Raw genomic sequence first — 25,550 nt, 5'->3', positions numbered from 1 at the left:
TCCGGGTGGTCACCGGGTCAGCGGATGCGCGTGTCGGCCTTGATGGTGCGCCGGACCTTCTTGACGAGCCTGCCCCTGTCGGCCTTGGCGTCGGAGGTGGTGATCGCGCCGAACCTCACCGCGGCGGTGCCGCGGCGCGAACCGGCCCAGGCGCGGATCCGCACGGCCGTCGCGTCGCCCCGGTCGAGGGAGGTGATCCAGCAGGACAGGCTGCGGCGCTTGACGGAACAGCTGACGCTCCGCGGCTTGGAGATCACCTTGATCCTGCGGAAGCGGGTGGAGAAGGTCCCGGCGAGCATCACGTAGTGCTGTCCCTTGGCCTTCCTGTTCTTGATCTTGACGGTGTAGACGAGGGAGCCGCCCCGGCGGACGTGCCGGGGGAAGGAGATGGTGTACCCGAAGTCGGCAGCCGCCCTGCCGGACGCCGAGAAACCGGACGCCGAGAAGCCTGACGCCGGGGAACCGGACGCCTGGGAGGCGGACTGCGGAAAGGCGGGTCCGGCCGTCGCGGCCGTCGCGGCGGGCGTGTGGGCGAGGAGGGTGCCGCCCAGCGCCGCGGTGAGAACCGCGGCGCCGAGCCTCGTGGTGGTTGGCCTCATACGCGGCATCATCCACCAAATCCGGACGGATTCCTCTGGTGCTCAGGTCAGTGAGGCCTGTCCTGCCGGGATGGTGAGCCGGGCACCGGTCTTCGCCGGGGCGCCCTTCCTGCTGATGCGCTCCAGGACGCGGAAGTCGGCGTCGAGCTTCTCGGCGGTGACGCGGCAGACGATGTACCCGCGCCGCTGGTCCAGGTAGGAGATGTGCGGGTTCTCCGCCATCGTCTCGGCGATCCGGCCCTCGTCGCGGTAGCCGTCGCCGTCGCTGGCGATCGAGGAGGCGACCAGCTCCACCGCCACCCGGGGCGAGTCGGGGTCGTCGAAGTCGAGCTTCAGGTCGGCCGCGTGGTGCATGTGCGCGTCACCGGTCAGCACCACCGGGTTGGCCGCGCCCGACTTCTGGAAACCGGTCAGCAGGCGGGTGCGCTCCGCGGCGTAGCCGTCCCAGGAGTCCATGTTGACCTCGGTGCCCGGCCCCACCTTGACGTCGCGCTGGGCCATCAGGATCTGCTGGCCCACCAGGTTCCAGCGGGCTTCCGAGGTGGCCAGGCCGTCCAGCAGCCACTCCCGCTGGTCCCTGCCGAGCAGGGTGCGCCCGCTCGCGAGCCGGTCGTCGCAACCGGACCGCAGCCCGTCCTCGCAGGCCTGGTCGTCGCGGAACTGCCGGGTGTCGAGCAGGTGGAAGCGGGCCAGCGGCCCCCAGTCCACCCTGCGGTGCACGCGCATCGCCGCCCCGCCGGGCACGCTGGTCCGGCGCAGCGGCATGTTCTCGTAGTACGCCTGGAAGGCGTCGGCCCTGCGCCTGGCGAAGGCCGGGGCGCCGGAGCTGGACACGTCCGCCGCCCAGTTGTTCTCGATCTCGTGGTCGTCGAACGAGACCAGCCAGGGCGCGACCGCGTGCGCCTCCTGCAGGTCGGTGTCGCTCTTGTACTGCGCGTGCCGCATCCGGTAGTCGGCCAGGGTCACGCACGGGCCCGGGGTGTGCTGCCGGACGCTCCCGCCGAGCGCCGCGTACCCCCGGGGGCCGTACTCGTACATGTAGTCGCCCAGGTGCACGACCAGATCCGGCTCCTGCTCGGCCAGCCTCCGGTACGCGGTGTAGAAACCGTGCTCGTAGTGGGCGCAGGCCGCGACCGCGAAGGTGAGCGAGGCCGACGCCGACAGTGCCGGGGCTCCCGGCGACGCCCCGGACGACCCGGACGGCGGGGCCGACGGGGTGGTGCGGGTGCGCCCGACCGGGGACAGCCGTCCCTCGGCCCGGAAGCGGTAGAAGTACTCCCTGCCGGGCTCCAGGCCCTCGACCTCGACGTGGACGCTGTGCGCCCGCCTCCAGCGGGCGTTCTCGGTGCCCCTGCGGACCACCCGGGAGAACCGCTCGTCGGTGGCGAGCTGCCACTCCACGTCCACGTCCCGGCTCGGCATCCCCCCTCGGCCGTTCAGGCCCAGCGGGTCGAGGGCGAGCCTGGTCCACAGCACCACGCCGTCCGCCGACGGGTCGCCCGAGGCGACGCCCAGGGTGAACGGGTCGGCGGCCAGGGCCCGCGAGGCGAGGGAGACGCTCGGCGAGGCGAGAGAGGCCCCGGTCAGCAACAGGCCGCCCGTACCGGCGGCGGCGATGGAAAGGAACGCTCTGCGTGACGGCTTCTGCTCCACGCCCCCAGTGCAACCGGCCGACCTTTCCCCGTCGTGGCCTGCGGCTCACGGCAGGATGAACAGGGACCGCACAGGCGGGCGCCCGGCCCCGCCGGGCCGTTCAGCCCAGGTACGGCTTGAGGTGCGCGTTCAGGGCGCCGCAGCCCAGGTACTTCTCCACGGTGTGGAAGTCGATCCAGTCGAGGTCGACCAGGGCCTCCTGGTCCACCCCGGTGAAGCAGGTCCGCAGGCCCGGCGGGATCGCCGCGATGTCGTCCTTGTCGGCGATGTTGACCCAGCGGCCGACCGAGCGGGGCCGCTCGCCCCGGCCGTCGACCGGGGCGGGCACCAGGTGCTCGAAGATGACGTTGCGCATGCCCAGCGGGCTGCCGAGGGTGATCAGCAGCTCGACCTCCAGGTCGGGGTTGGCCCAGAGCGTCTCGTAGGTCACCACGCTGCCCAGCGAGTGCGCGATCACCACCCGGGGACGGTTGCGCCTGATCACCTCGGCCACGGCCGCCCGCGACCTGGCCCGCGCCTGGCTCCCGGCGGCCATGTAGGCGGCCACCTCGGGGCAGAAGAGCCTGGCGAAGTCGGCGGCGTTGCCCTGAAGGCGACCCAGCAGCCAGCCGGCCACCCGGTTCAGGGCCCCGGTCACCCCCTCCCCCACCGCGTCGAGCTGCCCGGCCCAGGCGACGAGGACCTTCTGGGCCCCGGCGTCCATGCTCTGCACCGCGCGCGCCGTCTCGTCCTTCTTCTCCCCGAGCAGGTGGGCGTAGTAGGCGATCTCCGTGACGTAGCGCTCCTTCGCGTACGGCCTGCCCCCGGTCAGTCCCATGTGCAGGTAGCGGTCCCACTTGTCGCGCATCGCCGTGGCGGCACCGGTGACCGAGTTGCCCGCCTCGCGGTAGTACCGGTATTTGCCGATGCCGTGCACACCGACGATCGTGCCCATGCGTCCCCGCCTCCCGTACCGGATGTCCCGCCGTGACCGATGCCGGCGGTGTGCGCCTCCGCCGGGCGCGCGGCCCCGGGCGAAGGTCTTCTCCGGGCAACTGTGACGGAAGGAAACCTCCCGCCACAAGGCCGTGCCGGGGCCCGCGCGGACGGGACCCCCGGAAACCGGTGATCACATCCCGGACGGGCATGAAACCCTGTGGTCCGCGCCCGTCCCCCTGGATACCCTGGGAACGCACCCCGCGCCCGGCCGCACCCGGCCGGGAACGCGTCCCGCGAGCAGCGAGAAGGAGGTCCCCATGCCCGGCCCGCTCCAGGTCAACGGTTCGGTCTCCATCCCCGAGGCCGAGCTCGGCTGGCGGTTCTCCCGCTCCTCCGGGCCCGGCGGGCAGGGGGTCAACACCACCGACAGCCGGGTCGAGCTCAGCTTCGACCTGGCCGCCACCGAGGCGCTCGGCCCCGTCTTCAAGGCCCGCGCCCTCGAACGGCTCGGCCCCCGCCTGGTGAACGGCGTGATCACCATCGCGGCCTCGGAGTTCCGCTCCCAGCTGCGCAACCGCGAGGCCGCCGAGATGCGGCTGGCCCAGACGTTGCGCGAGGCGATCGCCCCGCCGCCCAAGAAGCGCCGCCCGACCAAGCCGAGCCGGGGCGCGGTCGAACGGCGGATCGCCGCCAAGAAGCGGCGCTCCGACCTCAAGCGCCTGCGCGGGGACCAGCGCTGACCGTCCCGCCCCCGCGCACGGCCGCGCCTCCGCACGGCCGCGTGCACCCGGGAAGGGGTCTCGCGGGCAGGGCAAGCCGCCGGGGACGGCGTGACACAATGGCCGCATGCCCGTCGTGCCGAGCGTCCGCGCCGTTCTCCTCGATGACGACGACCGGCTGGTGCTGTTCCGGCGCACGGTCCCGGGCAAGGAGCTCTACTGGTCGATCCCGGGCGGCCACGTCGAGCCCGAGGACGCCTCGCTGGAGCACACCCTGCACCGCGAGGTCATGGAGGAGCTCGGCGCCGTGGTCTCCGCGGTCACCCCGCTGACCACCCTGGAGTGCGTCCGCGACGAGGGCGTCAAGACCCAGCACGTGTACGGCTGCCGGCTGGTCTCCATGGACCCGGCGCTGCGCTGCGGCCCGGAGTTCGACGACCCCGCGCGCGGCCACTACGAGGTGATGCGCCTCCCCCTCGACCCCGCCGCGCTCTCCGCCCTCAACCTCGTCCCCCCGGAGCTCGGCGCCTATCTCGCCGACACCGTCACCCGCCTGCCCGCCCTGATCGGCTGACCCCGCCCGGACGGTCCCGCGCGGTCCCGCCCCTTCGCACCGCCCCGCTCCGCGCAGCGTCCCGCGACGGAGCGGAAAGGGACCGGACGCCCCCTAGTCGATCAGTTCGATCAGGTCGGCGACCGAGTCGACCACCCGGGACGGGCGGAACGGGTAGCGGTCGACCTGGTCCTTGCTGACGACCCCGCTGAGCACCAGGATCGTGTGCAGCCCCGCCTCCATGCCGGAGACGATGTCGGTGTCCATCCGGTCACCGATCATCGCGGTGGTCTCGCTGTGGCCGTCGATGGCCCGCAGCGCGCTGCGCATCATCATCGGGTTGGGCTTGCCCACGAAGTACGGCTCCACCCCGGTCGCCTTGGTGATCATCGCGGCGACGGCGCCGCACGCCGGCAGCGACCCCTCGTTGGACGGCCCGACCGGGTCGGGGTTGGTCGCGATGAACCGGGCACCGCCCTCGATCAGCCGGATCGCCCGGGTGATCTGGGTGAAGCTGTAGGTGCGGGTCTCGCCGAGGACCACGTAGTCGGGGGCGAGGTCGGTCAGCACGTAGCCGATCTCGTGCAGGGCCGTGGTCAGCCCCGCCTCTCCCACCACGTACGCCGAGCCGCCGGGCCGCTGGCCGTCCAGGAACCTGGCCGTGGCCAGCGCGGAGGTCCAGATCGCCTCCGGCGGGACGTCCAGGCCGGCGGCGCGCAGCCGGACGGCCAGGTCGCGCGGGGTGTAGATCGAGTTGTTGGTCAGGACCAGGAACCGCTTGCCGGACTCGCGCAGGCGGCGGATGAACTCGTCGGCACCGGGCACCGGGTGTCCTTCGTGGACGAGGACACCGTCCATGTCCGACAACCAGCACTCGATCGGCTTGCGCTCGTCCACCGTTCTCCCCTGCTCCCTGTCGATGAGTACAGGACCAAGGATGACAGGTACCGGAGCGGCCCTTCGTCGGCAGGCCCGCCCCCGCTCCCCCGGCCGTACATCGTGCGGACCGGCCTGTGGTGATACCCGAACGCCTGCTCAGGGCGCGAGCGCCTCCAGGGCCTCCTCCGCCCGGCGCATCGACCCCGCGGGGTCGGCGTCCGGTGACCCGATCTCCGGGTCGAAGTTGAGATCGTGGAAGACCTCGGTGACACCCCTGGCCCCCAGCGCGGCGACGTCGCCCCGGATCTCCTCGAACGAGCCGGTCAGCGCCTCGCGGCCGGCCGCTCCCGCCGGGCGGACGCGCGTGACGCCCCGGCTGACGAACCGCAGCGCCCCGAGATCGCGTCCGGCGTGACGGGCCGCTTCCTTTACAATGTAGATTTTTTCATTGATGCCGTCGAGGTCCTCGCGGCTCGAACTGATCCAGCCGTCCGCCAGCCGGCCCGCGCGCCGCAGCGCCACGCCCGCCGACCCGCCCAGCAGGATGGGCGGCACCGACGGCGGCCTGGGATCCTGGTGCGCCGCCGGCAGGTCGTAGAACTCGCCGCGGTGCTCCACGGTCTCCTCGGTCCACAACCGGCGCAGCAGCGGGACGAACTCCTCCGCGCGCCGCCCGCGCCGCTCGAACGACGCCCCCGAGGCCGCGAACTCCTCGGGCAGCCAGCCCAGCCCGAGACCGGCGTCCAGCCGCCCGCCCGAGACCGCCTGCAGGCTCGCCAGCTGCTTGGCCAGCAGCGCGGGCGAGGCGAACGGGATGTTCAGCACCGCCACCCCCAGCCGGATCCGCTCGGTCAGCCCGGCCAGGTAGGCGAGCGTGACCACCGGGTCGTGCACGCTGCGGTAGACCGGGCCCATCCCGTGGCCCCGCGGGTAGAGCAGGCGCTGGAAGGTCCACAGCTCGTGGTAGCCGAGCTCCTCGGCCCTGCGGGCGACCCGCGCCATGTTGGCCGGTGTCGCCCAGGACCCCGACACCGGCACCGCGAAACCGATCCTCATGCCCGCACCCTATTCGCCCGGATGCGCGGGTGCCGATCGGTGGTTCACTTGCCGGATGGAGAGCGAGGACCTGATCGACCGGCTGCGCCGGATCGGCCTCCGGTACGGCGGCGTGCCCGGCACGGTGATGCCGACCAGACCGGACGTGATCATCGTGCGGGCCGGTCCCGTCGTGGTCAAGGCGCACGCGCCCGGCGCGGAGCGGGAACCGCTGGTGGAGCGGATGCGGGCCGTCGCCCACCCGGCGCTGCGCGGGATCGTGCTGCGTCCGGTGACCGAGGAGGTCATGACCGCCGGGGACCGGCTGGTCACCGTCTGGCCGGCCGGGACGCCGGTGGACCACGACGACCCGGACGCGGCGCCCTGGGAGGCGGCCGCCCGGCTGCTGGCGCGGCTGCACGCCGTACCGGCGGGGACGCTCCCCCCGCTGCGCGCCGCGGGCGGTCCCGCGCGGGTGGGCACGACCGTCGCCCGGCTCGGGGAGGGCTCCGCCGCGGAGCTGGTCGTGCGCCGGGCCTTCACCTGCCTGCCCCTCGACGCCGATCCGGGTACGGGTGCCGGCGCTCCGGGTGCCGGGCTGACCCACGGCGACTGGCACATGGGCCAGCTGGTCCGCGCCCCGGACGAGTGGATCCTCATCGACGTCGACGACCTGGGCGTCGGCGACCAGGCCTGGGACCTGTCCCGGCCGGCCGCCTGGTTCGCGGCCGGGCTGCTGGACCCCGAGGTGTGGCACCGCTTCCTGGCGGCCTACCGCGCCGCGGGCGGGGTCGCCGTCCCCGCGGACGGCGACCCGTGGGAGCGGCTGGAGGTCCCGGCGCAGGCGATGACCGTGCAGCTCGCGGCGGCCGCGGTGGCCACGGCGGAGCGGCAGGCGCGACCGCTGGACGAGGTGGAGGAGGTCCTGGTCGAGTCCTGCCTCAGGATTGTCCGGCATCGAAGCGCCTGCCATAGTGTGCCCACGCAGTAGGTTGTGGTTACGTCGGTAACCACGTCCGAGCAAGGAGAACAACCAGATGCAGTGCCCCAAGTGTCGGGGTGCCATGCGCACCTACGAGCGCAACGGCGTTCACATCGACCAGTGTGAGAGCTGTCGCGGAATCTTCCTGGACTACGGCGAGCTCGAGACACTGACCCGCATGGAGAGCCAGTGGGCACAGCAGTCCCACGGCGCGCCCCCGCCCCCGCCCCCGCCGCCCGCGCACGGAGCCCCCGCCTACGGCGCCCCCGCCTACGGCGCTCCCGCGTGGGGCGCCCCGCACCACGGCGGCCACTACGGTCACCACCGCCAGCGCAGCTGGGTGGGAATGCTCTTCTCCACCTGACCGGCCCGCGGCCTCACAGCAGAGCGCGAAGACCGCGCTCCCGTGGACGGGGGCGCGGTCTTCGCGTTCGCGGGAGCACGGGAGGCACGAGGGCACGGGGACACGAGGGCGCGAGGGCACGAGGGCGCGGGGGCACGAGGGCACGGTCCTCGCGGACGGGCGCGGCTCAGCCGGGGAAGTCGCCCGGGTTGACCTTCTTGGGCTTCACGTTCCCGCCGATGACGCTGTGCAGCGTGATCCTCCACGTGGACCAGCGGATCTGGGTCGCGGTGGTGACGGTGGTGAACCGCACGCTCTTGCCGAACTGCTGGAAGTCGCACGACCGGGTGAAGGTGCGGGCCTTGGAGTCCCAGTCCTCGCCGAAGGTGTAAAAGATCTTGTAGTTGCCGTCCCGCACGCCCTGGATCTTGAAGTTCGACTTCTTGCGGACGTACACGCCGACGACCTTCCTGCCGCCGCGCGTCATGATGACGACGGCGTCCTGCGGGTTGCCGTTGCGCACCTCGAGGGAGCCGCGGCCCGTCCGGCTCTCCGAGGTGATGAAGCTGCCGTTGGACAGCCGCCGGTCGCGCTCCTTGGCCGCCTTGACCGGGACGACGCTCGCCGAGTACCCGTTCAGCGCCTCGGCCGCCTTCTCCACCGTGTCCAGCGCGCCCTCCCGGTCCATGTTGGTCAGCACGGCCGGGCCGGTGCACAGCTGCTGGGACGCGGCGTCCTGGCGGGCGCTGCCGAGGGCGGCCGACAGCTCGCGCAGGGCCCCGACGTACCCGTCGTGCTGGGCCTTCACCTCGGCGGGCGGGGCCAGCGCGGCCAGCCGGGTCACCGCGCCGTCCACCGCGGTCGTGGTCCGCTCCAGCTGCCTGCCGAGCGTCTTCAGCCCGCCGGTCCCGGCGAGCCTCTTCACCGCGTCGCGGATCGGGTCGCGCGCCTTCTCCAGCTCCGCGCGGTACTCGTCGGGCGTCAGCGCCACGGCGCCGGGCGGGGAACTGGGCGCCCCGGAGGAGGTACGGCCACCGGCTCCCTGGTCCGTTCCCACGACTCCGCCCGCGGTCGCCGGGCCGACCACGGGGTCGCCGGCGGAGCTGCAGGCGGTCAGGGCCACCAGGGTGACCAGGGCACACGAGAGAATACGGGGGGCAGTCACCGCACAACTATTGCCGTATCCGTCACGGTGCGTCAAACAGCACCGGATCGCCGGGCCGTTCCCGGCCTCCGGGCGCCGCGGGCCCCGCAGCCACCGTCCCGTCCCCCTCCCGGAAGGGGGCGCGGACGGCGCTCAGCCCGCCGGGCGGATCACCAGCAGCGACCGCGGGCGTTTGGTGAACTCCACCTCTCCGGTGACGGTGAACGTCTCGCCGTCACGGGCCAGCAGCAGCCGTCCCGAGGGCGCCGACAGGCGCAACGTGTCGGCCTGCCACTGCTGGTAGTGCTGCGACAGCTTCACCCTCCCGGCAAGGAGGCTGAGGAAGACCCGTACCCGGGGCAGCCGGTCGGCGGCGGCGAGCACGCGGATGTCCAGCAGCCCGTCCTCCAGGCGGTGCCTGCGGGAGGGGGCGCCGCCGCGCGGCTCGTGCAGGCAGTTGCCCACGAACACCGTCCAGACGCGGCGGGGCACGCCGTCCACGACCAGCTCGACGGGGCGCGCGCCTTCCGGGCCGAGCAGCTCGGCCATGGCCCAGAGCAGGGCGGGCCACTTGCCGATCCGGCGCTTCCTGCGTTCCCTGCGTTCCATCAGGGCCGGGTGGACGCCCACGGTGGCGCTGTTGACGAACGTCCGGCCCGCCACCTCCCCGACGTCGACGGCGACGAGGTCGCCGTTGTGGTACGCGTCCACGGCCTCCTGGACGCTCTCCACCCCGAGCGCGCGGGCGAAGCGGCCACGGCCCCCGGTGGGCACGACCAGCAGCGGGGTGGCCCCGCCCGCCGTCTCCTGGGCGGCGAGGTCGACCGCGGGGTCGTCCCCGGCCACGACGAGCACCTTGGCCCGGGCGGCCGCGTCCCGCAGGGCGGACCCGAGGTCGGCGCCCCGCGTCACCTCGACGACCTCGGCCCGGGGCAGGGCCGCGCGCAGTTCCTGGGCGACGCCCGCCTCGGCGGCGTCGTCGACCACGGCGATCGCCCCCTCGCCGTCGGGGTCCAGCCGCGCCGAGGGCGCGGTGAGCGCGGCGCGGGCCTGCCCGGCCTCACCGGCCTCGGGCCAGATGCGACGGGTGATCAGCCCCGCCGCCACCCCGATCGCGGCTCCCGCGAGCACGTCGCCGGGGTAGTGCACGCCGGTGTAGACGCGGGAGAAGCAGACTCCGGCCGCCAGCAGCGCGACCGGGACGGCGACCGTCCGGGGCGCCTCCATCGCCACGGCGGCGGCGAAGGCGGCGGCCGAGGCGGAGTGGCCCGAGGGGAACGACGCGGAGACCGGCATCTTGATCAGGCTGGCCGGGAGCCCCTCGGCCGACGGCCGGTTGCGGCCGAAGGCCTGCTTGCCGACCAGGTTGACCAGCGGGCTGGCCAGGCTGACCGCGAGCAGCCCCCTGGTCGCGGCGCGGCGCAACGGCCGGCGTCCGCTGATCGCCAGCGCACCGGCCAGCCCGGCCCACAGCAGCGAGTTGTCGGCCGCGCGGGACAGCGCGGGCACGATCCGGTCGAGGCCGGCCCCCCTGGTGCCCGCCACCATGGCGAACACCCGCCGGTCCAGCCTGCCCAGACGCGAGCTCAACCGCATGCGCCGCACCCCCTGCGATGACGAAAAGCACTGACGAACCGGCAGCCGTTCGGTCCTGCCGGATACCCCGATACCCGGTGCCTACCACGTTTGCACGGCGCCCGTCCCGGCTCCGGTCCCGCGCCGCGTCCCGTCCTCGCTCCCCGTCCCCGCTCCCCGTCCCCGGTCTCCTCCCGGGATCGGGGACGGGACGGGGATCCGGACCGGGTCCGGGCACGGAGGGAAGGGCCGGGGCCCGGCCCTCCGCGCCACGAAGAGGGCCGCGGTCAGTCGTCCGCCGCGGCGTCCGCGCGCGCCGAGGCCGGGGCCGGCTCGTGGCCCCGGGCGGCGAGCTCCGCCTCGACGGCGTCGCAGACGGTCTCCACCACGGTGACGCGGGCCAGGCGCTTGTCGTCGCCCGGGACCACGTGCCACGGCGCCCCCGGGTGGTCGGTGCGGGCGAGCATCTCCTCCACGGCGGCCTCGTACTGCGGGCGCTTCTCGCGGTTGCGCCAGTCCTCGTCGGTGAGCTTCCAGGCCCGCAGCGGATCGTCGGCCCGGTCCTGGAAGCGGCGCAGCTGCTCCTCCTCGGAGACGTGCATCCAGAACTTGACCATGATCATGCCCTCGGCGACCAGGGTCCGCTCGAACTCCACGATCTCCTCGTACGCGCGCGACCACTGCCGCTCGGTGGCGAAGCCCTCGACCCGCTCCACCAGCACCCGCCCGTACCAGGAGCGGTCGAACACGGCCATCCCGCCCCAGCCGGGCAGGACCGGCCAGAACCGCCACAGGAAGTGGTGGCGCTTCTCGTCGTAGGTCGGCGCGGCGAACTGCGCGACGCGGACGTGGCGCGGGTCCAGCGGGCGCACCAGGCGCTTGATGGCGCCTCCCTTGCCGGAGGCGTCCCAGCCCTCGAAGACCACGCACAGCGGCGGGCCGATGCGTTTCTCACCGACCTGGCCGCCGAGCGTGAGCCGCAGGCGGAGCAGGCGTTCGAGGGCCTCGTCGAGGCGCGCGGACGCCTCCTTCTTGGGGAGCTTCCGCGAAAGGTCGATCTTGGACAGGCGGTTCATACCGACAAGCCTCGCATGTCCCTCGGAGCGGGGGGTGCCGGGAACGGCACGCGTCACGCTCTCCCGGCCCGCACCGCATCGTGACAGCCCACCGCACCGCACCGTGACGGGCCCACCGCACCGGACGGGCCCGCGACCGCACGGGGCCGGTGCGGGGTCGGTGCGGGGCCGGTGCGGGGTCGGAGCACGCGGCAGCGCGGGGACGGGGTCCGCGGCCGGGTCAGGTCACGTCAGGTCAGGTCAGGTCAGGCGGTCCCGGTAGACCCTTCTGGCCCGCTCGATCACGTCCAGGTGGTCGCCGAGCTGTCCGGGCGCCTCGAACGTGCCCTCCTCGCGCAGCAGTCTCTCCAGGGTGTCCAGCCATTCCAGGCACCAGGCGACGTCCTCGGCCCTGGCCACGTGGCGGCCGTCCACGTCGAGGTAGACCGGGCTGGTGTGGGCGTACACCTCGCGGGTGAAGGAGCGCTCGTGCGGCCCGCCCGTGGCGACGGCGACGACGTAGGTGGGCTCGCCGGCGACCAGTTCGGCGGTGAGCTCGTCCGGTGGCCCCTCGGCCAGGACGCCGTCGGCGGTACGGATCTCCAGCCGTTCCACCTCCGGGCCGATCGAGCGGGCGGTGACCGTGATCCGCTCGCCGGGTGAGAGGTCCAGGGTCGCGCCGGGGCCGTGCCCGGCGGCCGACAGCTCCAGCCAGGGCCCGGTGGTGCCGAAGGTACGCCCCCGCCTGACCGCCTCGGCGAACGACGCCGCGCTCAGCGGCCCGTCCACCCGGGCGTAGACGCGGGCCCAGCCGGGCGGGTTGGACTGGTTGCCGCGCCGGGTGAAGGAGACCATCGCGTCGGTCCCGGCGGTGACCGCGATGCGGTTGCCCGCCCCGATCAGGCGCCGGTAGACGGCTGCGGTGGCGGTGATGGAGGTCTGGCTGAGCACGTCGAGCGTGTCGACGAGGCCGAGCGCGGCGTCGGCGACGATCTCCCGGGAGGAGCAGTCGCGTCCCTGCCGCAGCGCCTTGTCGGGCGCGTCGGTCTCGGCGAACGGCGCGTGGAAGGGGTGGCTGTAGCCGGTGACGGCGCCCAGCGCGCGGAGCTCCTCGCAGGCGACGCTGTTGGGCGGCCAGTCGGCGGTGCCGAGGAACCCCGTGTGGAAGCGCGACGGCGGGGCCGACACGCCGAACGCGTACAGGTGGCCGAGCAGGTCGTTGCGGTACTCGACGCCGATCCTGGCCACGTGGGAGGCGTCCGACCAGGGCAGGTCGCGTCCGGCCCAGTGCTCCAGCGCCTCGGAGTCGTAGACCCGCTCGGAGGAGACGTTGCCGGCGACCAGGTTGAGCACGTGCAGGTCCTCGCCGTGCTGCATGACCCCGGCCAGGCCCGGCGTGCCCACCATGTCACCGGCCCAGTTGAGGTGGACGTGCATGTCGCCGCCGTACCAGCCGCGTGCCGCGGCGTCGTAGAGCCGCTCGGGGGCCAGCTCGGCCAGCGTCTCCTCACCGGGCACCGGGGTGATCACGGCCTCGGCGGAGGCGTACTCCATCCCCCGGGAGACCCGTACGGTCAGCGGCTCGGCCGGGACGTCCAGGACCAGGTCGTCCCCGTGGAAGTAGGGCATCACGTGGTAGTCGTGCCGGGCGGGCGCGCCCTCGGGGTACCAGCCCTGGCCGTGCTCGCCGTACACGGTCCACTTGCACGGGAAGCCCGCGCGCACCCGCAGGCGGGCGGCCGGGGCGGCGCGGGTCAGCGGTGACAGGTCCACGGGCGCGCCGTCGGCGACCACCTCGCTGCGGCTCGTGATCGTGATGAGCCGGGCGCCGCCCGAGGCGATCACGTGGGCCCGCCCGTCGACCAGCACGGTGGCCGGTTCCTGCCGCGCGGAGTCGACCAGCAGCGTGGTGCGCAGCGGCCGGCCGTCCAGTACGGCCTGGGCCCGCGCCTCCAGCGTGACGCCCTCGGCGGCCAGGCGGAGCGCGGCGAGGTTGCCGAGCACCCTGCCCGCCAGGACCGCGCGGACGACCTCGTCCATGTCCAGCTCGTCGAGCCGGGTGCCGAGCTCCTCGGCCGACGCCCCGGGGTAGCGGGCGCCGAGCATGCCGTAGCAGACCTCCCAGAAGGTCGTCGTCCCCATCAGGTAGGCGTCGGCGACCATCGACCGGACGTAGAAGACGGGATCCTCGCCCCAGGTGACCCCGTGCTCGGCCAGCAGCGTCCGGTACTCGCCGAGCGCCCGCGTCACGCTCAGCGGCATGTCCGCATCGTCACACATAGAGGTCTCTCCGCACGGTAGGGCTCCCGGTGTGGCCGCCATCGTGGCACGGCCCGTCCGGGGCACCGCCGGCCCACGTCCCGGGGGGAGGGATTCGTCCCTAGCGGAGGGGCAAAAGCCCCTCCGGGGTGGTGGTCCTCCTCCCGGAGCGGACGGGCGGCGGCTCCACGGCGCACGACCGCCGCACGACCGGCCGGTGGCCGGACGACGATCCGGCCGCGGGACCCGACCGGTGGACCCGGCCGGTGGACGCGGCCGGTGTCGTCAGCGGGGCCGGCGGGCCCGGCCGGCCGGTCAGCGGGCTAGCGGGCTGGCGGAGGCCGCGGGTCACGGCCGGTGGATCGCGGCCGGCTGCGCCGGGGACGCCGCCTCCGGCCGGGACGGGGGCGACGTGCCCAGCCGCCTGTGCATCGCGTGCTCCACCAGGGCGATGAGCACCTCCTTGCCGCACTCGCGCCGCCTGGCGTCGCACAGCACGATCGGTACGTCCTCGTGCAGCGTCAGACCGTTCCTGATCTCGTCCAGCTCGTAGCGCCGGGCGCCGTCGAAGCAGTTGACCGCGACGACGAAGGGGGTGCCGCACCGCTCGAAGTAGTCGAGCGAGGGAAAGCAGTCGGCCAGCCTGCGGGTGTCGGCGAGGACCACCGCGCCCAGGGCGCCCAGGGTCAGCTCGTCCCAGAGGAACCAGAAGCGCTCCTGCCCGGGGGTGCCGAACAGGTAGAGGCGGTAGTCGTCACCGATGGTGATGCGGCCGAAGTCCATCGCGACCGTGGTGGTCCGCTTGGTCTCCACCCCGGACAGGTCGTCGATGTCGAGGCTGCGGTTGCTCAGGGTCTCCTCGGTGCGCAGCGGCTCGATCTCGGAGATCGCGCCGACCAGCGTGGTCTTGCCCACGCCGAACCCTCCCGCGACCAGGATCTTGATCGCCCTGGGCAGTTTCGTCTGCCCGGTGCCGCGGCTAGAGCGCCCGGAGTTCATCCGAGATCACCCCGTACGGCCTCTCGTCGTGCATGTCGGTCTCCGGATGCGGTTCGTGCACGGCGGCGAACTCCTGGTCGGGCTGGACGCCGGGAGGGACACGGGCCGTGCCCGCCGCGGGGCCGACGCGGACGGTGATCTTCACGATCGGCCGCGGTCCCGGTCTTCGACACGTCCGGATCGTCACGCAGCGTGATGTACGCCGTGAACGTCCGGAGGGCGGTGAGCGACACCGGACGCGAGGTGATCTCGGTCCGCGGGCTCGCGTCCCGCAGGTGCATGACATCCATCCCGGAAGGAGAAAGAAAACGAACGGTACTTTCGAACGGTCGACACGCAGGGTTCGGACGGTCGCCATATCGCACGGGATCAGACGTGCATCCCCACCGCTCCTGCCGAACCTTAGCAATGCCACTAAAAACCCTCAAGAGCGAACAGAATAGATCCTGTTCGCCGCTCCTTGTTAATTCCGGATGGTTTTCTCGGTACGGGCCCCTTCGGAAGGGGTGCGGTCCGCCGAGCCGGACGAGGCGCGCTCGCCCCGTCCGCGTGGCCGTCATCGGCGGGCACGGCCCTCCGGACACGGGAACGGTGTCCCGGCCGGGAACCCGGGGGCCCGTCCAACGGCTGGTCGAGGTCGGGATCGGGACCGGGATCGCGACGGCCACGGCCGCCATTCCGGCCGCCGAAGGAACACCAAGGAACACCGAGAACACCGAGGAACATCGCGTCACCGGATCGTGACCGTCGCTTCGGGGAAGGTCCTCTTACCGCCCCATTCCCGCTTTAAACATTGGAACGTGTCGTATCGCGACTTCGATAAATCAGCGCGTGCGGTATCTACGGCTCCGCCGGGAGTGAGCAGGCTCATATACGCCGCCGCCCCCGGCCGGAGCCGCCTCCCCCGCTGCCCTCACGGCCGCCCGGCGGGCCGGTCTCCCCGTCAGCCGGTCACGCTGGGTGAGAGGGGGGTCGCGACCGGAGTCCCGCCGCCGGTGGGTCGCCCGGCGTGCGACGGGGTGGTCAGCCGGCCGCGCCGAAGGCCGCGAGGACGCGGTCGGCCGCCGCCGAAGGCGTCAGGAGGCCCTCGCGCACCTCGTCCTCCACCCCGGTGATGATCGCCGCGACCTCGGGGTTCTCGCGGAGCCGGGCGAGCAGCCGGTCGGTGATCAGCGCCCAGGTCCAGCGGACCTGCTGCAGCCGGCGGCGCTCGGCGAGCTCCCCGGAGACCTCCAGGGCGTCGCGGTGGGCGACGATCCGCTCCCAGAGCTCGTCCAGCCCGGTGCCGGTCAGCCCGCTGCAGGTGAGCACGGGAGGCGTCCGGTCCGCGCCCAGCAGGCGGAGCGCCCCGGCCAGCTCCCTGGCGGCCCTGCGCGCGTCCAGCTCGTGCGGGCTGCCCTCGGCGCCGTCGGCCTTGTTGATGGCGATCACGTCGGCGAGCTCCAGCACGCCCTTCTTGATGCCCTGGAGCTGGTCGCCGGTCCTGGCCAGGGTGAGCAGCAGGAAGGTGTCCACCATGTCGGCGACGGCCGTCTCGGACTGGCCGACGCCCACGGTCTCCACCAGCACGACGTCGTACCCGGCCGCCTCCACCACGACCATCGCCTCGCGGGTCGCGCGGGCGACGCCGCCCAGCGTGCCCGAGGTGGGCGAGGGACGGATGAACGCGTCCGGGTCCGTCGCCAGGCGGGACATCCGGGTCTTGTCCCCCAGGATGCTCCCGCCGGTGCGCGTCGAGGACGGGTCCACGGCCAGCACCGCCACCCGGTGCCCCCTGCCCGTCAGCCGGGTGCCGAGGGCGTCGATGAAGGTGGACTTGCCGACGCCCGGCACGCCGGTGATGCCGACCCTGCGCGCCGCTCCGGCGCGCGGGGTCAGCTCGGCCAGCAGCCGCTGGGCCAGCTCCCGGTGGTCGGCCCGGGAGGACTCGACCAGCGTGATCGCGCGCCCGATCCAGGCCCTGGACCCCTCGGTCACCCCGCGGACGTAGTCGTCAAGCGTCCGCGTCATGGCCCAGCCGGGTGAGCAGGTCCGCCAGCAGCCCCCGGGCGGCGTCGGCGATCACGGTGCCGGGCGGGAAGATCGCGCTCGCGCCCGCCGCGCGCAGCGCGTCGAAGTCGCCCGGCGGGATGACCCCGCCGACCACGATCATGACGTCCTCGGCGCCCAGGTCGACCAGGGCCTCGCGCAGCGCCGGCACGAGCGTGAGGTGCCCTGCGGCCAGGGAGTTCACGCCGACCACGTGCACGTCGGCCTCGACGGCCTGGCGGGCGACCTCCTCGGGCGTCTGGAACAGCGGGCCGACGTCCACGTCGAAGCCGAGGTCGGCGAAGGCGGTGGCGATCACCTTCTGGCCCCGGTCGTGACCGTCCTGTCCCATCTTGGCCACCAGGATCCGGGGACGGCGCCCCTGGAGGCGCTCGAACTCGGCGCACGCGGCCCGTACCTCGTCCACGCCCGATCCCACCTCCTCGCGGTACACCCCGGTGATCGTACGGATCTGTGCCGCGTGCCTGCCGAAGACCCGCTCCAGCGCGTCGGAGATCTCCCCGACCGTGGCCATGGCGCGGGCCGCCTCGATGGAGAGCGCGAGCAGGTTCCCGTCGCCCTCGGCCCCCTTGCTCAGCGCCGCCAGCGCCTCCTCGACCCTGGCGGGGTCGCGCTCGGCGCGCAGCCGGCGCAGCTTCTCCACCTGCTCGGCGCGTACCGCGGTGTTGTCGACCTTGAGCACGTCGATGGGCTCGTCGGCGTCGGGCCGGTACTTGTTGACGCCGATGACCGGCTGGCGGCCGGAGTCGATGCGCGCCTGGGTGCGGGCGGCGGCCTCCTCGATGCGGAGCTTGGGCAGCCCGGCGTCGATCGCCCTGGCCATGCCCCCGGCGGCCTCGACCTCCTCGATGTGCGCCCAGGCCCGCTCGGCGAGCTCGTGGGTGAGCCGCTCGACGTAGTAGGAGCCGCCCCAGGGGTCGATGACCCGGCAGGTGCCCGACTCCTGCTGCAGCAGCAACTGGGTGTTGCGGGCGATGCGGGCGGAGAAGTCGCCGGGCAGGGCCAGCGCCTCGTCCAGGGCGTTGGTGTGCAGCGACTGGGTGTGGCCCTGGGTGGCGGCCATCGCCTCGACGCAGGTGCGCACCACGTTGTTGTAGACGTCCTGGGCGGTCAGCGACCAGCCGGAGGTCTGGCTGTGCGTCCGCAGCGAGAGCGACTTGGGGTTCTTCGCACCGAAGCCGGAGACGATCCGCGCCCACAGCAGCCGGGCCGCCCGGAGCTTGGCGACCTCCATGAAGAAGTTCATGCCGATGCACCAGAAGAACGACAGCCTCGGCGCGAACCGGTCGACGTCCAGGCCGGTCTCCACGCCGGCCCGCAGGTACTCCATGCCGTCGGCGAGGGTGTAGGCCAGCTCCAGGTCGCAGGTGGCCCCGGCCTCCTGGATGTGGTAGCCGGAGATCGAGATGGAGTTGAACTTCGGCATCCGCTCGCTGGTGTACGCGAAGATGTCGGAGATGATCCGCATCGACGGCGCCGGCGGGTAGATGTAGGTGTTGCGGACCATGAACTCCTTGAGGATGTCGTTCTGGATGGTCCCGGCCAGCTGCTCGGGCGCCACCCCCTGCTCCTCGGCGGCCACGACGTACAGCGCCAGGACCGGCAGCACCGCGCCGTTCATGGTCATCGACACGCTCATCCGGCCCAGCGGGATGCCGTCGAAGAGCTGCCGCATGTCGTAGATGGAGTCGATGGCCACGCCCGCCATGCCGACGTCGCCGGTCACGCGGGGGTGGTCGGAGTCGTAGCCCCGGTGGGTGGCCAGGTCGAAGGCGACCGACAGGCCCTTCTGCCCGGCGGCCAGATTGCGCCGGTAGAAGGCGTTGGACTCGGCCGCGGTGGAGAACCCGGCGTACTGCCGTACCGTCCAGGGCTGGTTGACGTACATCGTCGGGTACGGCCCGCGCAGGTACGGCGCGGCGCCGGGGTAGGTGTGCGGGAAGTCCAGGCCGTCGATGTCGGCGGCGGTGTAGAGCGGCTTGACGTCGATGCCCTCGGGCGTCTCCCACACCCCGTCCGGGGCGGGGGCCGGTTCCGGGGCGTCCGCGACGCCGGCGGCACCGGCGGCCGGTCGCGGGCCGAGCTCGATCTCGGAGAAGTCGGGAATCACCGGGCCACCCCCAGGTCGTCGAATGTCGTGCGGAGCACGCCGAGCGCGTCGCATCCGGCGTACAGCCGGGAGTCCACGCCCTCGAACTCCCCCTTGCCCGCCAGCCAGATCCGCGTCGCGCCGGCCTTGCGCAGCGCGGCGGCCACCGCCTCGGCGTGCTCGGCGTACAGGCGGTCGCTGGAGCACAGGCACGCCACCGGGGTGCCCGCGGCGGTGAACGCGGCGGCGATCTCCTCGGGGTCGGTCGACGCGCCGCCGGGGACGGTGGCGATGCCGCCCGCCCGGAACAGGTTGGCCGCGAACGAGGCCCGCGCGGTGTGCGCGGCCGGCGGGCCGACGGTCGCGAGGAAGACCGCGGGCCGTCCCCGCTGCGCGTCGGCCAGGTCGCGCAGCGCCTCGTACTCCTGGGCGTAGTGCACGCTCTCCCACGGGTGCGCGCCGGCGCCCCCGCCGGGCCCCCTCTCCGGCCGGGGCCGCCTGAGGACGGGCCGCTCGTCGAGGTCGGGGAACTCGCTGACGCCGGTGATCGGGTCGCGGCGCCGGGCGATGGCGGCCGAGCGCCGCTCCCAGGTGGCCGCCAGCCGGCCTGCGACCAGGCCTGAGGCGAGGGCGCCGGCCATCCCTCCGGCGCGCTCGATCTCCCGGAACCACTCCCAGGCCGCCTCCGCCAGGTCCTCGGTCAGCCGCTCGACGTAGAACGAGCCCCCGGCCGGGTCGACCACCCGGGCCACGCCCGCCTCCTCCACCAGCAGCGACTGGGTGTTGCGCGCGATCCGGCGGGAGAAGGCGTCGGGCAGGCCGAGCCGGGCGTCGAAGGGCTGCACGGTCACCGCGTCGGCGCCGCCGGTCCCGGCCGCGAAGCAGGCGAGCGTGGTACGGAGCATGTTCACCCACGGGTCGCGGGCGGTCATCATGGCCGACCCGGTCACCGCGTGCTGCCGCTGCGGCTCGCCCGGGACGCCGCACGCCTCGGCGACGCGCGCCCAGAGCCTGCGGGCGGCGCGGAGTTTCGCGATGGTGAGGAACTGGTCGGCGGTGGCGGCGTAGCGGAACTCCAGCTGGCCGAACGCCTCGCGGGCCTGCAGGCCCGCGCCGGTCAGGGTCCGCAGCGCGGCGACGCCCGCCGCGAGGGAGCAGCCGAGCTCCTCGGCGTCCCCGCCGCCCGCGTCGTGGTACGGCGTGGCGTCCACGACGACCGCCCGCAGGCCCGGGTGGTCGGCCGCGCAGCGGCGGGCCAGCTCGGCCGCGGTCGCGGGATCGGCCAGCGGGTCGGCGCCCAGGGTCCCGGTGAGGGCGGCGCCCCCGCCGCCCGGTCCGTCCCCGCCGCCCCGGGCGGCCGTCGCGAACAGCGCCTCGGCCGCCTCGCGGGTCCGCCCGCCCGCGTCCAGCGCGACCGAGATCAGGTCCAGGTGGACCCCCTTCAGGGCGGCGGGCAGGTCCTCGGGCTCCAGGGCGAGCCAGAGCGAGGTGACGCCGTTCTCCAGGTCGGTGAGGATCGCCTCGGGGTCGGGCGTCTCGTGGCGCTGGCGCACCTCCCAGCCGCCCCGGGCGCGCGAGCCCCGGATGTAGGGGGCCCGTCCGGGCAGGCCGGGGTCGGCCGGAAGGTCGGAGGCGTCGTAGAGCGGCGCGATCGTCACGCCGTCGTGGGTGGTGGAGGCCAGGGCCTCCTCCGGGGAGCCGGTCTCGACTCCGGACTTGCGCAGCACCCCGAGCGCCAGTTCCCGCCACCGCTCACGGGTGACCGATGGGAACTCGCCGGCCGATCGAGGGTCCTCAGGCGGCACCGTCATGCACCGGATACTAGGCGCAGCCCGGCCGGCGGTGCTCGCCGGGCCCGGGCTCGAAGCCGATCTTCCCGGGGCGCGCGGGTCAGTCGACCGGCTCCTCCCAGGAGGCGTTCCAGGTCACCCGGTCGACCGCGCCGGTGACCCGCAATCCCTTCTCCTTCTGGAATCTGCGGCACACGTCCTCCGACGCCGGGCCGTACAGCCCGTCGACGTCGAGGTCCCAGCCGCGGTCGAGCATCTGCCGCTGCCAGGTGCGGACGTCCTCACCGCGCATGACCGGCGGCTGGGTGAGGGTACGGCCGGGGAAGGAGGGGTGCGGCTCGGGCGGGGTGCCGGGGCCCGCGCCGGGACGGGGGGCGCCCCTCCTGACCCAGGAGTAGAGGGGTTCGCCGGGGCAGCTGGTCGAGTAGCCGTCGCGGTGGCCCTTGATCTCCCTGCCGGCGCCGCCCTTGTCCCTGAGGTACTCGACGGCGTCCAGGATGCCGTGCAGGATGCCGTCGTTGGGCCGGGTGAACCCCGAGGAGCCCACCAGGCCGAGCACGGCGTAGTGGGCACTGTTGAGCCCGGCGCCGTTGGCGGCCGGCACGCGGTGCAGGCCGCGGCCCTCGAACACCTTCCGGTGCGGACAGACCAGCAGGGAGTAGCCCACGTCGATCCAGCCGTTGCCGTCCATGTGGTGGTTCTGGATGGACTTCACCATCGCGACGCACCGGGCGTGGTCCTTCACGATGTCCGGGCTGACCTGGCCCCCCGTGTAGTGGACCTTCACTCCCCTGGTGGAGTCGAGTCTGCTGTAGGAACCGCGCGGCGAGCGGGCGCCCCACTCGCGGCGGGTGACGAGATCGATGGCCAAGGAACGTCTCCACTGTCTGAGATATGTCGACTCATCGGAGCGTAATGGTTGACACGTGACCATATGGGCGGGTCGGTCAACGATCGTGGTCGCGTCGTGAGGCGGGGGCACTCCGGGGCGTCGGGCAGCGAAACAGCCGTCCCCCTGACCGCCGGCGGTAGGTCTAAACCACCGCACGGATGGTGAAAACCCGTCGACCGGCGGGCGTTCCGCGAGGATCATTACCGCCATGTCCGTACTCAAGGAGGTCCACTTCACCCCGGAGCCCGGCCCGCGGGAGCTGCCGATGAACGTCTGGCTCGACGACGGCGACTCGGCCGTGGACGTGATCGACGCGCTCGCGCTGTCGCCGTTCGCCACCGGCGCCCAGCCGTGGTCGTGCACCGCGAGCCTGGAGCGGGTCCGTACCGACGCCTCCCTCACCCCGGCCTCGGGGACGCTGGTGCGGGCGGCCTCGGAGAAGGACGGCCGCGAGTCGCGGCTGCTGCGCGGGGAGGGCTGGACGCTGCGCGTGATCCGCTACCGCAACCGCGCCGCCACGGTCAGCGTGACCGCGGTCGACGAGAAGCTGGCCCGCTCGGTGATCGAGGAGGTCACCAGGGACGCCGAGGAGCCCGCCCCGCAGAGCGACCACGTCGAGATGGGCTTCTGGTGGCAGGGCCCGCACGGCAGCCGGCGTTCGGAGAAGCCGATCACCGCCTCCCCCTGGGCGGAGGTCTGCGGCAACTACGCCGCCTCGGTGGGCGAGCCGCTCTCCCGGCTGATGTCGGTGACCCCCTCGGAGGTGCACGGACGGCTGGTGCTGCTGCACGGGCCGCCGGGGACGGGAAAGACGACGCTGCTGCGCACGCTCGCGCACGAGTGGCGGTCGTGGTGCCAGGTCGACTGCGTGCTGGACCCGGAGATGCTGTTCCACTCCCCCGGCTACCTGATGGAGGTGGCGGTCGGCATGGACGACGGCGACCACGGCGACGGGGACGGTTCCGGCGACCGGTGGAGGCTCCTGGTGCTGGAGGACTGCGACGAGCTGATCAGGTCCGGCGCCAAGGACGCCGCCGGGCAGGGCCTGTCGCGGCTGCTCAACCTGACCGACGGGCTCCTCGGCCAGGGCCGCGACGTCCTGGTGGCGATCACCACCAACGAGCCCCTGGCCCACCTGCACCCCGCCGTCACCCGGCCGGGCCGCTGCCTCGCCCAGATCGAGGTCGGTCCCCTGCCGTACGAGGAGGCGGCCCGCTGGCTCGGCACCACCGAGGGGCTTCCCCGCTCCGGCGCCACCCTCGCCGAGCTGTTCGCGCTCCGTGACGGCGTGCTCGACCGCACCACCATCCCGGAGAGCACCGGCCTCTACCTCTGAGACCCGGGACGGGCTCGGGACGGGTCCGGGACGGGTCTCCGGGCGGCCGGGGAACGAGGTCCGGGACGGGCTCGGGACGGGACCCGTGATGCCTGTGATGCCTGTGATGCCTGTGATGCCTGTGATGCCTGTGATGCCTGTGATGCCCGGCGGGTCCGGGATGCATGGGTTCGGGGCCGCCGGGTATCGGCAGCGCATGCTCAATCTTCTACCGGAGGAGTCCCTCCGGGAGTTCGTCAACCTGCTGGTCCGCCTCGTCGAGGCCGCCGGAGCGGCCGTCATCTTCGCAGGCGCGGCCATCGCGTTCGTGCGCTTCGTCGTGGTGGCCGTACGCCGGCACGATCACGGCTTCATCGCCGTACGGCTGTTCCTGGGACGCTTCCTGGCGCTCGGCCTTGAGTTCCAGCTGGCCAGCGACGTGCTGCGCACCGCGATCGCGCCGAGCTTCGCGCAGATCGGGCAGCTCGCCGCGATCGCCGCCATCCGTACCGCGCTGAACTTCTTCCTCAACCGGGAGATCGAGCGCGAGGGGCGCGCGGTGGAGGGCAAGGGGGACCGGGCCCGGCCGGGCGAGAAGAGCTGATCCCGGACCGGCCCCGCCCGGGACGACCGCGCATCCGGCGCATCCGGCGCGCCCGGCGCGCCCGGCCCGCTTTTCGGAGGGCGGCCGAACAATTCGGGAACGACGGTGGATTGATCCGCCGGGACGGTGGAACGGACCAATAGTCGTCATAGAGCGAACCACGCCCTTCGCGCTCGCCTTCCGCAATGCGAGACGCCCGGAATCGTCCCGCCCCCTGCGGCGGCCCTTGTCTTACCCGAGCGTGGCCGCACCACCCCCCAATGTGATCGACACCTCCCGGGGGACGTCTTCGAAGGCACCGATCGCACCGGCCGCAAACCCGCGGGAGGGCCGCCGCCATTCGGGAGCGAGTCACATCATTTGTCCTCCGGGAAACCCGCGGCGCGTTCGGTTACGGACATCCGGACCGCGTGAATTATCCACCGGACGACCGGCCCGGGCCGCCTCCGCCCCTTCCCGGACCCTCGTCCGGCCGGGTCCGTCCCGGCCGTGTCCCCGCGCCGTCCCGGGCGGTCCCGCGCGGTCCGCGCCGTCACCGCAGTGGTCACCCGTCACACCCGGACCAGGGAAAGTCCCCGGACCGGCGGGAGGAGCGGCGGCCCGTACCGGCACGCCCGGACCGTGGCACGCCGCGCCGGTCCGGCGGCCCCGCGGAGCCGGGACCCGGGGTGGGGCGCCCATTTTTCAGGGCGACAAGGGTGAAAACCACCCTTAGGTAACGAAACTTCAAAAACCATCGCGGCCGTGCCCGAAAAACCGGACCGCGGGCGGGCCGCGGCGCCGTCATACGCGTGTCAACGGGGCCGCCGGCGCCACGGTCGTTTTTAATCCCCTCCCGCAGGGAAGCATTTCACAATGACGTGAAGACCCGGAGTTCAGCCTCGGGTAATTGACCTGAGAGGGTGGATCTCCGGCGGACAGGGGTTTCCCGCGCGCGGCGGTGAAAGGAGGTACTAGAGTTTTGCGCGCGGGGAAGAGACGCGGGAACCATCGGTCGGCCGGGTTCGCAGCCGCACTCTGACGCCAACATTAAGGAGTGACACAATGGCACGTCAGCAAGTCGTCACGTTCACCGATGACATCACGGGGAAGCGCGCGGACGAGACGGTCTCGTTCGGTCTGGACGGCACCACCTATGAGATCGACCTGAGCTCGAAGAACGCCACCAAGCTGCGCGAGGCCCTCAAGCCCTTCCAGTCCGTCGCCCGCAAGGCGAGCACCTCCTCGGGGCGCAAGGGCAGGAGCAAGGGGACGGGTGGCAACCGTGAGCGGAGTGCCGAGATCCGGGCGTGGGCCAAGTCCCACGGGATAGAGGTCAGCGAGCGTGGCCGTATCGGAGGAAAGGTCGCCGAGGCCTTCGCCGCCGGTGACCCCAGCATGGCCAAGCCCGCGGCGAAGAAGACTCCGCAGGGCGCGCTCAGCGACTAGGACGGGCTCCCGGACCCTTCAGGGGTGACGGCGTCGTAGCCGGCCGGGAGTGCGCGAGGCAGTGAACGACGCGGCGACGAGGTGGTGACGGGACGACGGAAGGCGCCGCTCCCGGCCCGCAGGGGTACGCGCCTCCGGCCCCGGCCGCCGGTGATCGCCCGGACGCGCTCCGCCGGGTCCACGGGACGCCCGCGGGCGAGAACCCGCCGGACGTCCGAGGGCGTCCTCACACGTCCCCCGCGCCGCTTCCGCCCGCCCCCGGACCGCCCGCCTCTCCCGTCACCGGGCGTCCGCGACCGGTCCCGATGTGTGTCCGCTCACGTATCGCCGCTTGATTTCCCCAGAAAACAGGGCACTCCATATCACAATCCAGCCCACCCGTGGGCTTCCCCGCGCATGCCGGGCGCGGGCCGCCTGAAACTGGGGCATCATGGCTCACGTGCCGACTCTCATGCTCCCCTCCGTGACCGGCCGGTCCCGTGACGGGACGCCCGCACCCGTGACGCCGCCCCCCGGGCGACCGGGTGAGGCCGTCGTCCCGCCCCGCGCGAGCGCGTCCCCGGAACCGGCCCGCGGGTCCGCAGGAGAGGACGGCGCGCGCCGGGAGCGCCGGGATGCGTGAGGACGGCACCGGGCGGCACTCCCGGAACCCCGCGGCTCCCACGGCCCC

Annotated in this window: 22 protein-coding genes; 7 read left to right on the top strand and 15 right to left on the bottom strand. The window is 73.3% G+C overall.

Annotated elements, in window-relative coordinates; translation table 11 throughout:
• Window positions 1-17 precede the first annotated feature (17 nt).
• The 3 genes from ACZ6RT_RS06330 to ACZ6RT_RS06320 all read right to left on the bottom strand — a co-directional run bounded on the left by ACZ6RT_RS06330 (window position 18) and on the right by ACZ6RT_RS06320 (window position 3,186).
• A complete protein-coding gene (locus ACZ6RT_RS06330) occupies window positions 18-599 on the bottom strand; it encodes a hypothetical protein (protein ID WP_399194086.1) in 582 nt (193 codons plus the stop codon).
• A gap of 42 nt (window positions 600-641) precedes the next feature.
• Window positions 642-2,252, bottom strand: coding sequence for an alkaline phosphatase D family protein (locus tag ACZ6RT_RS06325; protein ID WP_470152438.1), 1,611 nt, complete (start codon window positions 2,250-2,252; stop codon window positions 642-644).
• A gap of 100 nt (window positions 2,253-2,352) precedes the next feature.
• A complete protein-coding gene (locus ACZ6RT_RS06320; RefSeq protein ID WP_399194090.1) occupies window positions 2,353-3,186 on the bottom strand; it encodes a hypothetical protein in 834 nt (277 codons plus the stop codon).
• Window positions 3,187-3,487: 301 nt separating this feature from the next.
• Here ACZ6RT_RS06320 and arfB point away from each other — a divergent pair, with 301 nt between their 5' ends.
• Window positions 3,488-3,910 carry an alternative ribosome rescue aminoacyl-tRNA hydrolase ArfB gene (gene arfB / locus ACZ6RT_RS06315; protein WP_399194092.1) on the top strand — a complete coding sequence of 141 codons (423 nt, stop codon included), beginning with the start codon at window positions 3,488-3,490 and terminating at the stop codon, window positions 3,908-3,910.
• 106 nt (window positions 3,911-4,016) lie between these two features.
• On the top strand, window positions 4,017-4,463 hold the full coding sequence (locus tag ACZ6RT_RS06310) for an NUDIX hydrolase (RefSeq protein WP_470152437.1): 447 nt from the start codon (window positions 4,017-4,019) through the stop codon (window positions 4,461-4,463).
• Window positions 4,464-4,556: 93 nt separating this feature from the next.
• Here the strand turns inward: ACZ6RT_RS06310 and ACZ6RT_RS06305 are convergent, their stop codons facing one another.
• Entirely contained in the window at window positions 4,557-5,339 is a 783-nt protein-coding gene (locus ACZ6RT_RS06305) for an HAD-IIA family hydrolase (RefSeq protein WP_344900137.1), read from the bottom strand.
• A 138-nt stretch (window positions 5,340-5,477) separates the two neighbouring features.
• Window positions 5,478-6,377, bottom strand: coding sequence for a TIGR03619 family F420-dependent LLM class oxidoreductase (locus ACZ6RT_RS06300; protein ID WP_470152436.1), 900 nt, complete (start codon window positions 6,375-6,377; stop codon window positions 5,478-5,480).
• Between the two features lie 55 nt (window positions 6,378-6,432).
• Between ACZ6RT_RS06300 and ACZ6RT_RS06295 the strand changes: the two genes are divergently transcribed.
• Window positions 6,433-7,347 carry a phosphotransferase family protein gene (locus ACZ6RT_RS06295; RefSeq protein WP_470152435.1) on the top strand — a complete coding sequence of 305 codons (915 nt, stop codon included), beginning with the start codon at window positions 6,433-6,435 and terminating at the stop codon, window positions 7,345-7,347.
• Between the two features lie 46 nt (window positions 7,348-7,393).
• On the top strand, window positions 7,394-7,702 hold the full coding sequence (locus tag ACZ6RT_RS06290; protein WP_399194099.1) for a TFIIB-type zinc ribbon-containing protein: 309 nt from the start codon (window positions 7,394-7,396) through the stop codon (window positions 7,700-7,702).
• A 166-nt stretch (window positions 7,703-7,868) separates the two neighbouring features.
• On the opposite strand, the gene ACZ6RT_RS06285 is transcribed toward ACZ6RT_RS06290, so the two are convergent.
• From ACZ6RT_RS06285 to ACZ6RT_RS06240, 10 genes are all read right to left on the bottom strand, one after another.
• Window positions 7,869-8,846, bottom strand: a complete 978-nt coding sequence (locus tag ACZ6RT_RS06285; protein WP_470152434.1) for a hypothetical protein — start codon at window positions 8,844-8,846, stop codon at window positions 7,869-7,871.
• Window positions 8,847-8,978: 132 nt separating this feature from the next.
• Complete coding sequence (locus tag ACZ6RT_RS06280) at window positions 8,979-10,421, bottom strand: phosphatase PAP2 family protein (protein ID WP_470152433.1); 1,443 nt, start codon at window positions 10,419-10,421, stop codon at window positions 8,979-8,981.
• Between the two features lie 266 nt (window positions 10,422-10,687).
• On the bottom strand, window positions 10,688-11,476 hold the full coding sequence (locus ACZ6RT_RS06275) for a polyphosphate kinase 2 family protein (RefSeq protein ID WP_399194104.1): 789 nt from the start codon (window positions 11,474-11,476) through the stop codon (window positions 10,688-10,690).
• Between the two features lie 240 nt (window positions 11,477-11,716).
• Complete coding sequence (locus ACZ6RT_RS06270) at window positions 11,717-13,717, bottom strand: CehA/McbA family metallohydrolase (RefSeq protein ID WP_470152432.1); 2,001 nt, start codon at window positions 13,715-13,717, stop codon at window positions 11,717-11,719.
• 345 nt (window positions 13,718-14,062) lie between these two features.
• Entirely contained in the window at window positions 14,063-14,713 is a 651-nt protein-coding gene (locus ACZ6RT_RS06265; protein WP_470152431.1) for a GTP-binding protein, read from the bottom strand.
• Complete coding sequence (locus ACZ6RT_RS06260; RefSeq protein ID WP_399194110.1) at window positions 14,694-14,858, bottom strand: hypothetical protein; 165 nt, start codon at window positions 14,856-14,858, stop codon at window positions 14,694-14,696. Before ACZ6RT_RS06260 ends, ACZ6RT_RS06265 begins: the two co-directional genes overlap by 20 nt.
• 878 nt (window positions 14,859-15,736) lie before the next feature.
• Complete coding sequence (gene meaB / locus ACZ6RT_RS06255) at window positions 15,737-16,723, bottom strand: methylmalonyl Co-A mutase-associated GTPase MeaB (RefSeq protein ID WP_470152430.1); 987 nt, start codon at window positions 16,721-16,723, stop codon at window positions 15,737-15,739.
• Window positions 16,707-18,872, bottom strand: coding sequence for a methylmalonyl-CoA mutase (scpA, locus tag ACZ6RT_RS06250; RefSeq protein ID WP_470152429.1), 2,166 nt, complete (start codon window positions 18,870-18,872; stop codon window positions 16,707-16,709). Before scpA ends, meaB begins: the two co-directional genes overlap by 17 nt.
• On the bottom strand, window positions 18,869-20,662 hold the full coding sequence (locus ACZ6RT_RS06245) for a methylmalonyl-CoA mutase family protein (RefSeq protein WP_470152428.1): 1,794 nt from the start codon (window positions 20,660-20,662) through the stop codon (window positions 18,869-18,871). The genes scpA and ACZ6RT_RS06245 overlap by 4 nt, the downstream gene beginning before the upstream one ends.
• A gap of 79 nt (window positions 20,663-20,741) precedes the next feature.
• Window positions 20,742-21,512: a peptidoglycan recognition protein family protein gene (locus ACZ6RT_RS06240; protein ID WP_470152427.1), complete on the bottom strand. Its 771-nt coding sequence runs from the start codon at window positions 21,510-21,512 to the stop codon at window positions 20,742-20,744.
• A gap of 229 nt (window positions 21,513-21,741) precedes the next feature.
• Between ACZ6RT_RS06240 and ACZ6RT_RS06235 the strand changes: the two genes are divergently transcribed.
• The 3 genes from ACZ6RT_RS06235 (at window position 21,742) to ACZ6RT_RS06225 (ending at window position 24,880) form a co-directional block, all read left to right on the top strand.
• Entirely contained in the window at window positions 21,742-22,869 is a 1,128-nt protein-coding gene (locus ACZ6RT_RS06235) for a DUF5925 domain-containing protein (RefSeq protein ID WP_470152426.1), read from the top strand.
• 196 nt (window positions 22,870-23,065) lie between these two features.
• Window positions 23,066-23,452, top strand: coding sequence for a DUF1622 domain-containing protein (locus ACZ6RT_RS06230; protein WP_470152425.1), 387 nt, complete (start codon window positions 23,066-23,068; stop codon window positions 23,450-23,452).
• Between the two features lie 1,044 nt (window positions 23,453-24,496).
• The gene (locus ACZ6RT_RS06225; protein ID WP_399194124.1) at window positions 24,497-24,880 is read left to right on the top strand and encodes an Lsr2 family protein; all 384 of its coding nucleotides are present in this window, start codon (window positions 24,497-24,499) and stop codon (window positions 24,878-24,880) included.
• Window positions 24,881-25,550: the final 670 nt, after the last annotated feature.

The sequence above is a fragment of the Streptosporangium sp. NPDC050148 genome, from assembly GCF_055586505.1.
This window is presented reverse-complemented; position numbering and strand designations above follow the sequence as displayed.

Coding starts and splice junctions, on each gene's coding strand:
- ACZ6RT_RS06330 (WP_399194086.1), bottom strand. CDS start 599: ATGAGGCCAACCACCACGAGGCTCGGCGCCGCGGTTCTCACCGCGGCG.
- ACZ6RT_RS06320 (WP_399194090.1), bottom strand. CDS start 3,186: ATGGGCACGATCGTCGGTGTGCACGGCATCGGCAAATACCGGTACTAC.
- arfB (WP_399194092.1), top strand. CDS start 3,488: ATGCCCGGCCCGCTCCAGGTCAACGGTTCGGTCTCCATCCCCGAGGCC.
- ACZ6RT_RS06310 (WP_470152437.1), top strand. CDS start 4,017: ATGCCCGTCGTGCCGAGCGTCCGCGCCGTTCTCCTCGATGACGACGAC.
- ACZ6RT_RS06300 (WP_470152436.1), bottom strand. CDS start 6,377: ATGAGGATCGGTTTCGCGGTGCCGGTGTCGGGGTCCTGGGCGACACCG.
- ACZ6RT_RS06295 (WP_470152435.1), top strand. CDS start 6,433: ATGGAGAGCGAGGACCTGATCGACCGGCTGCGCCGGATCGGCCTCCGG.
- ACZ6RT_RS06290 (WP_399194099.1), top strand. CDS start 7,394: ATGCAGTGCCCCAAGTGTCGGGGTGCCATGCGCACCTACGAGCGCAAC.
- ACZ6RT_RS06280 (WP_470152433.1), bottom strand. CDS start 10,421: ATGCGGTTGAGCTCGCGTCTGGGCAGGCTGGACCGGCGGGTGTTCGCC.
- ACZ6RT_RS06275 (WP_399194104.1), bottom strand. CDS start 11,476: ATGAACCGCCTGTCCAAGATCGACCTTTCGCGGAAGCTCCCCAAGAAG.
- ACZ6RT_RS06270 (WP_470152432.1), bottom strand. CDS start 13,717: ATGCCGCTGAGCGTGACGCGGGCGCTCGGCGAGTACCGGACGCTGCTG.
- ACZ6RT_RS06265 (WP_470152431.1), bottom strand. CDS start 14,713: ATGAACTCCGGGCGCTCTAGCCGCGGCACCGGGCAGACGAAACTGCCC.
- meaB (WP_470152430.1), bottom strand. CDS start 16,723: ATGACGCGGACGCTTGACGACTACGTCCGCGGGGTGACCGAGGGGTCC.
- ACZ6RT_RS06245 (WP_470152428.1), bottom strand. CDS start 20,662: ATGACGGTGCCGCCTGAGGACCCTCGATCGGCCGGCGAGTTCCCATCG.
- ACZ6RT_RS06235 (WP_470152426.1), top strand. CDS start 21,742: ATGTCCGTACTCAAGGAGGTCCACTTCACCCCGGAGCCCGGCCCGCGG.
- ACZ6RT_RS06230 (WP_470152425.1), top strand. CDS start 23,066: ATGCTCAATCTTCTACCGGAGGAGTCCCTCCGGGAGTTCGTCAACCTG.
- ACZ6RT_RS06225 (WP_399194124.1), top strand. CDS start 24,497: ATGGCACGTCAGCAAGTCGTCACGTTCACCGATGACATCACGGGGAAG.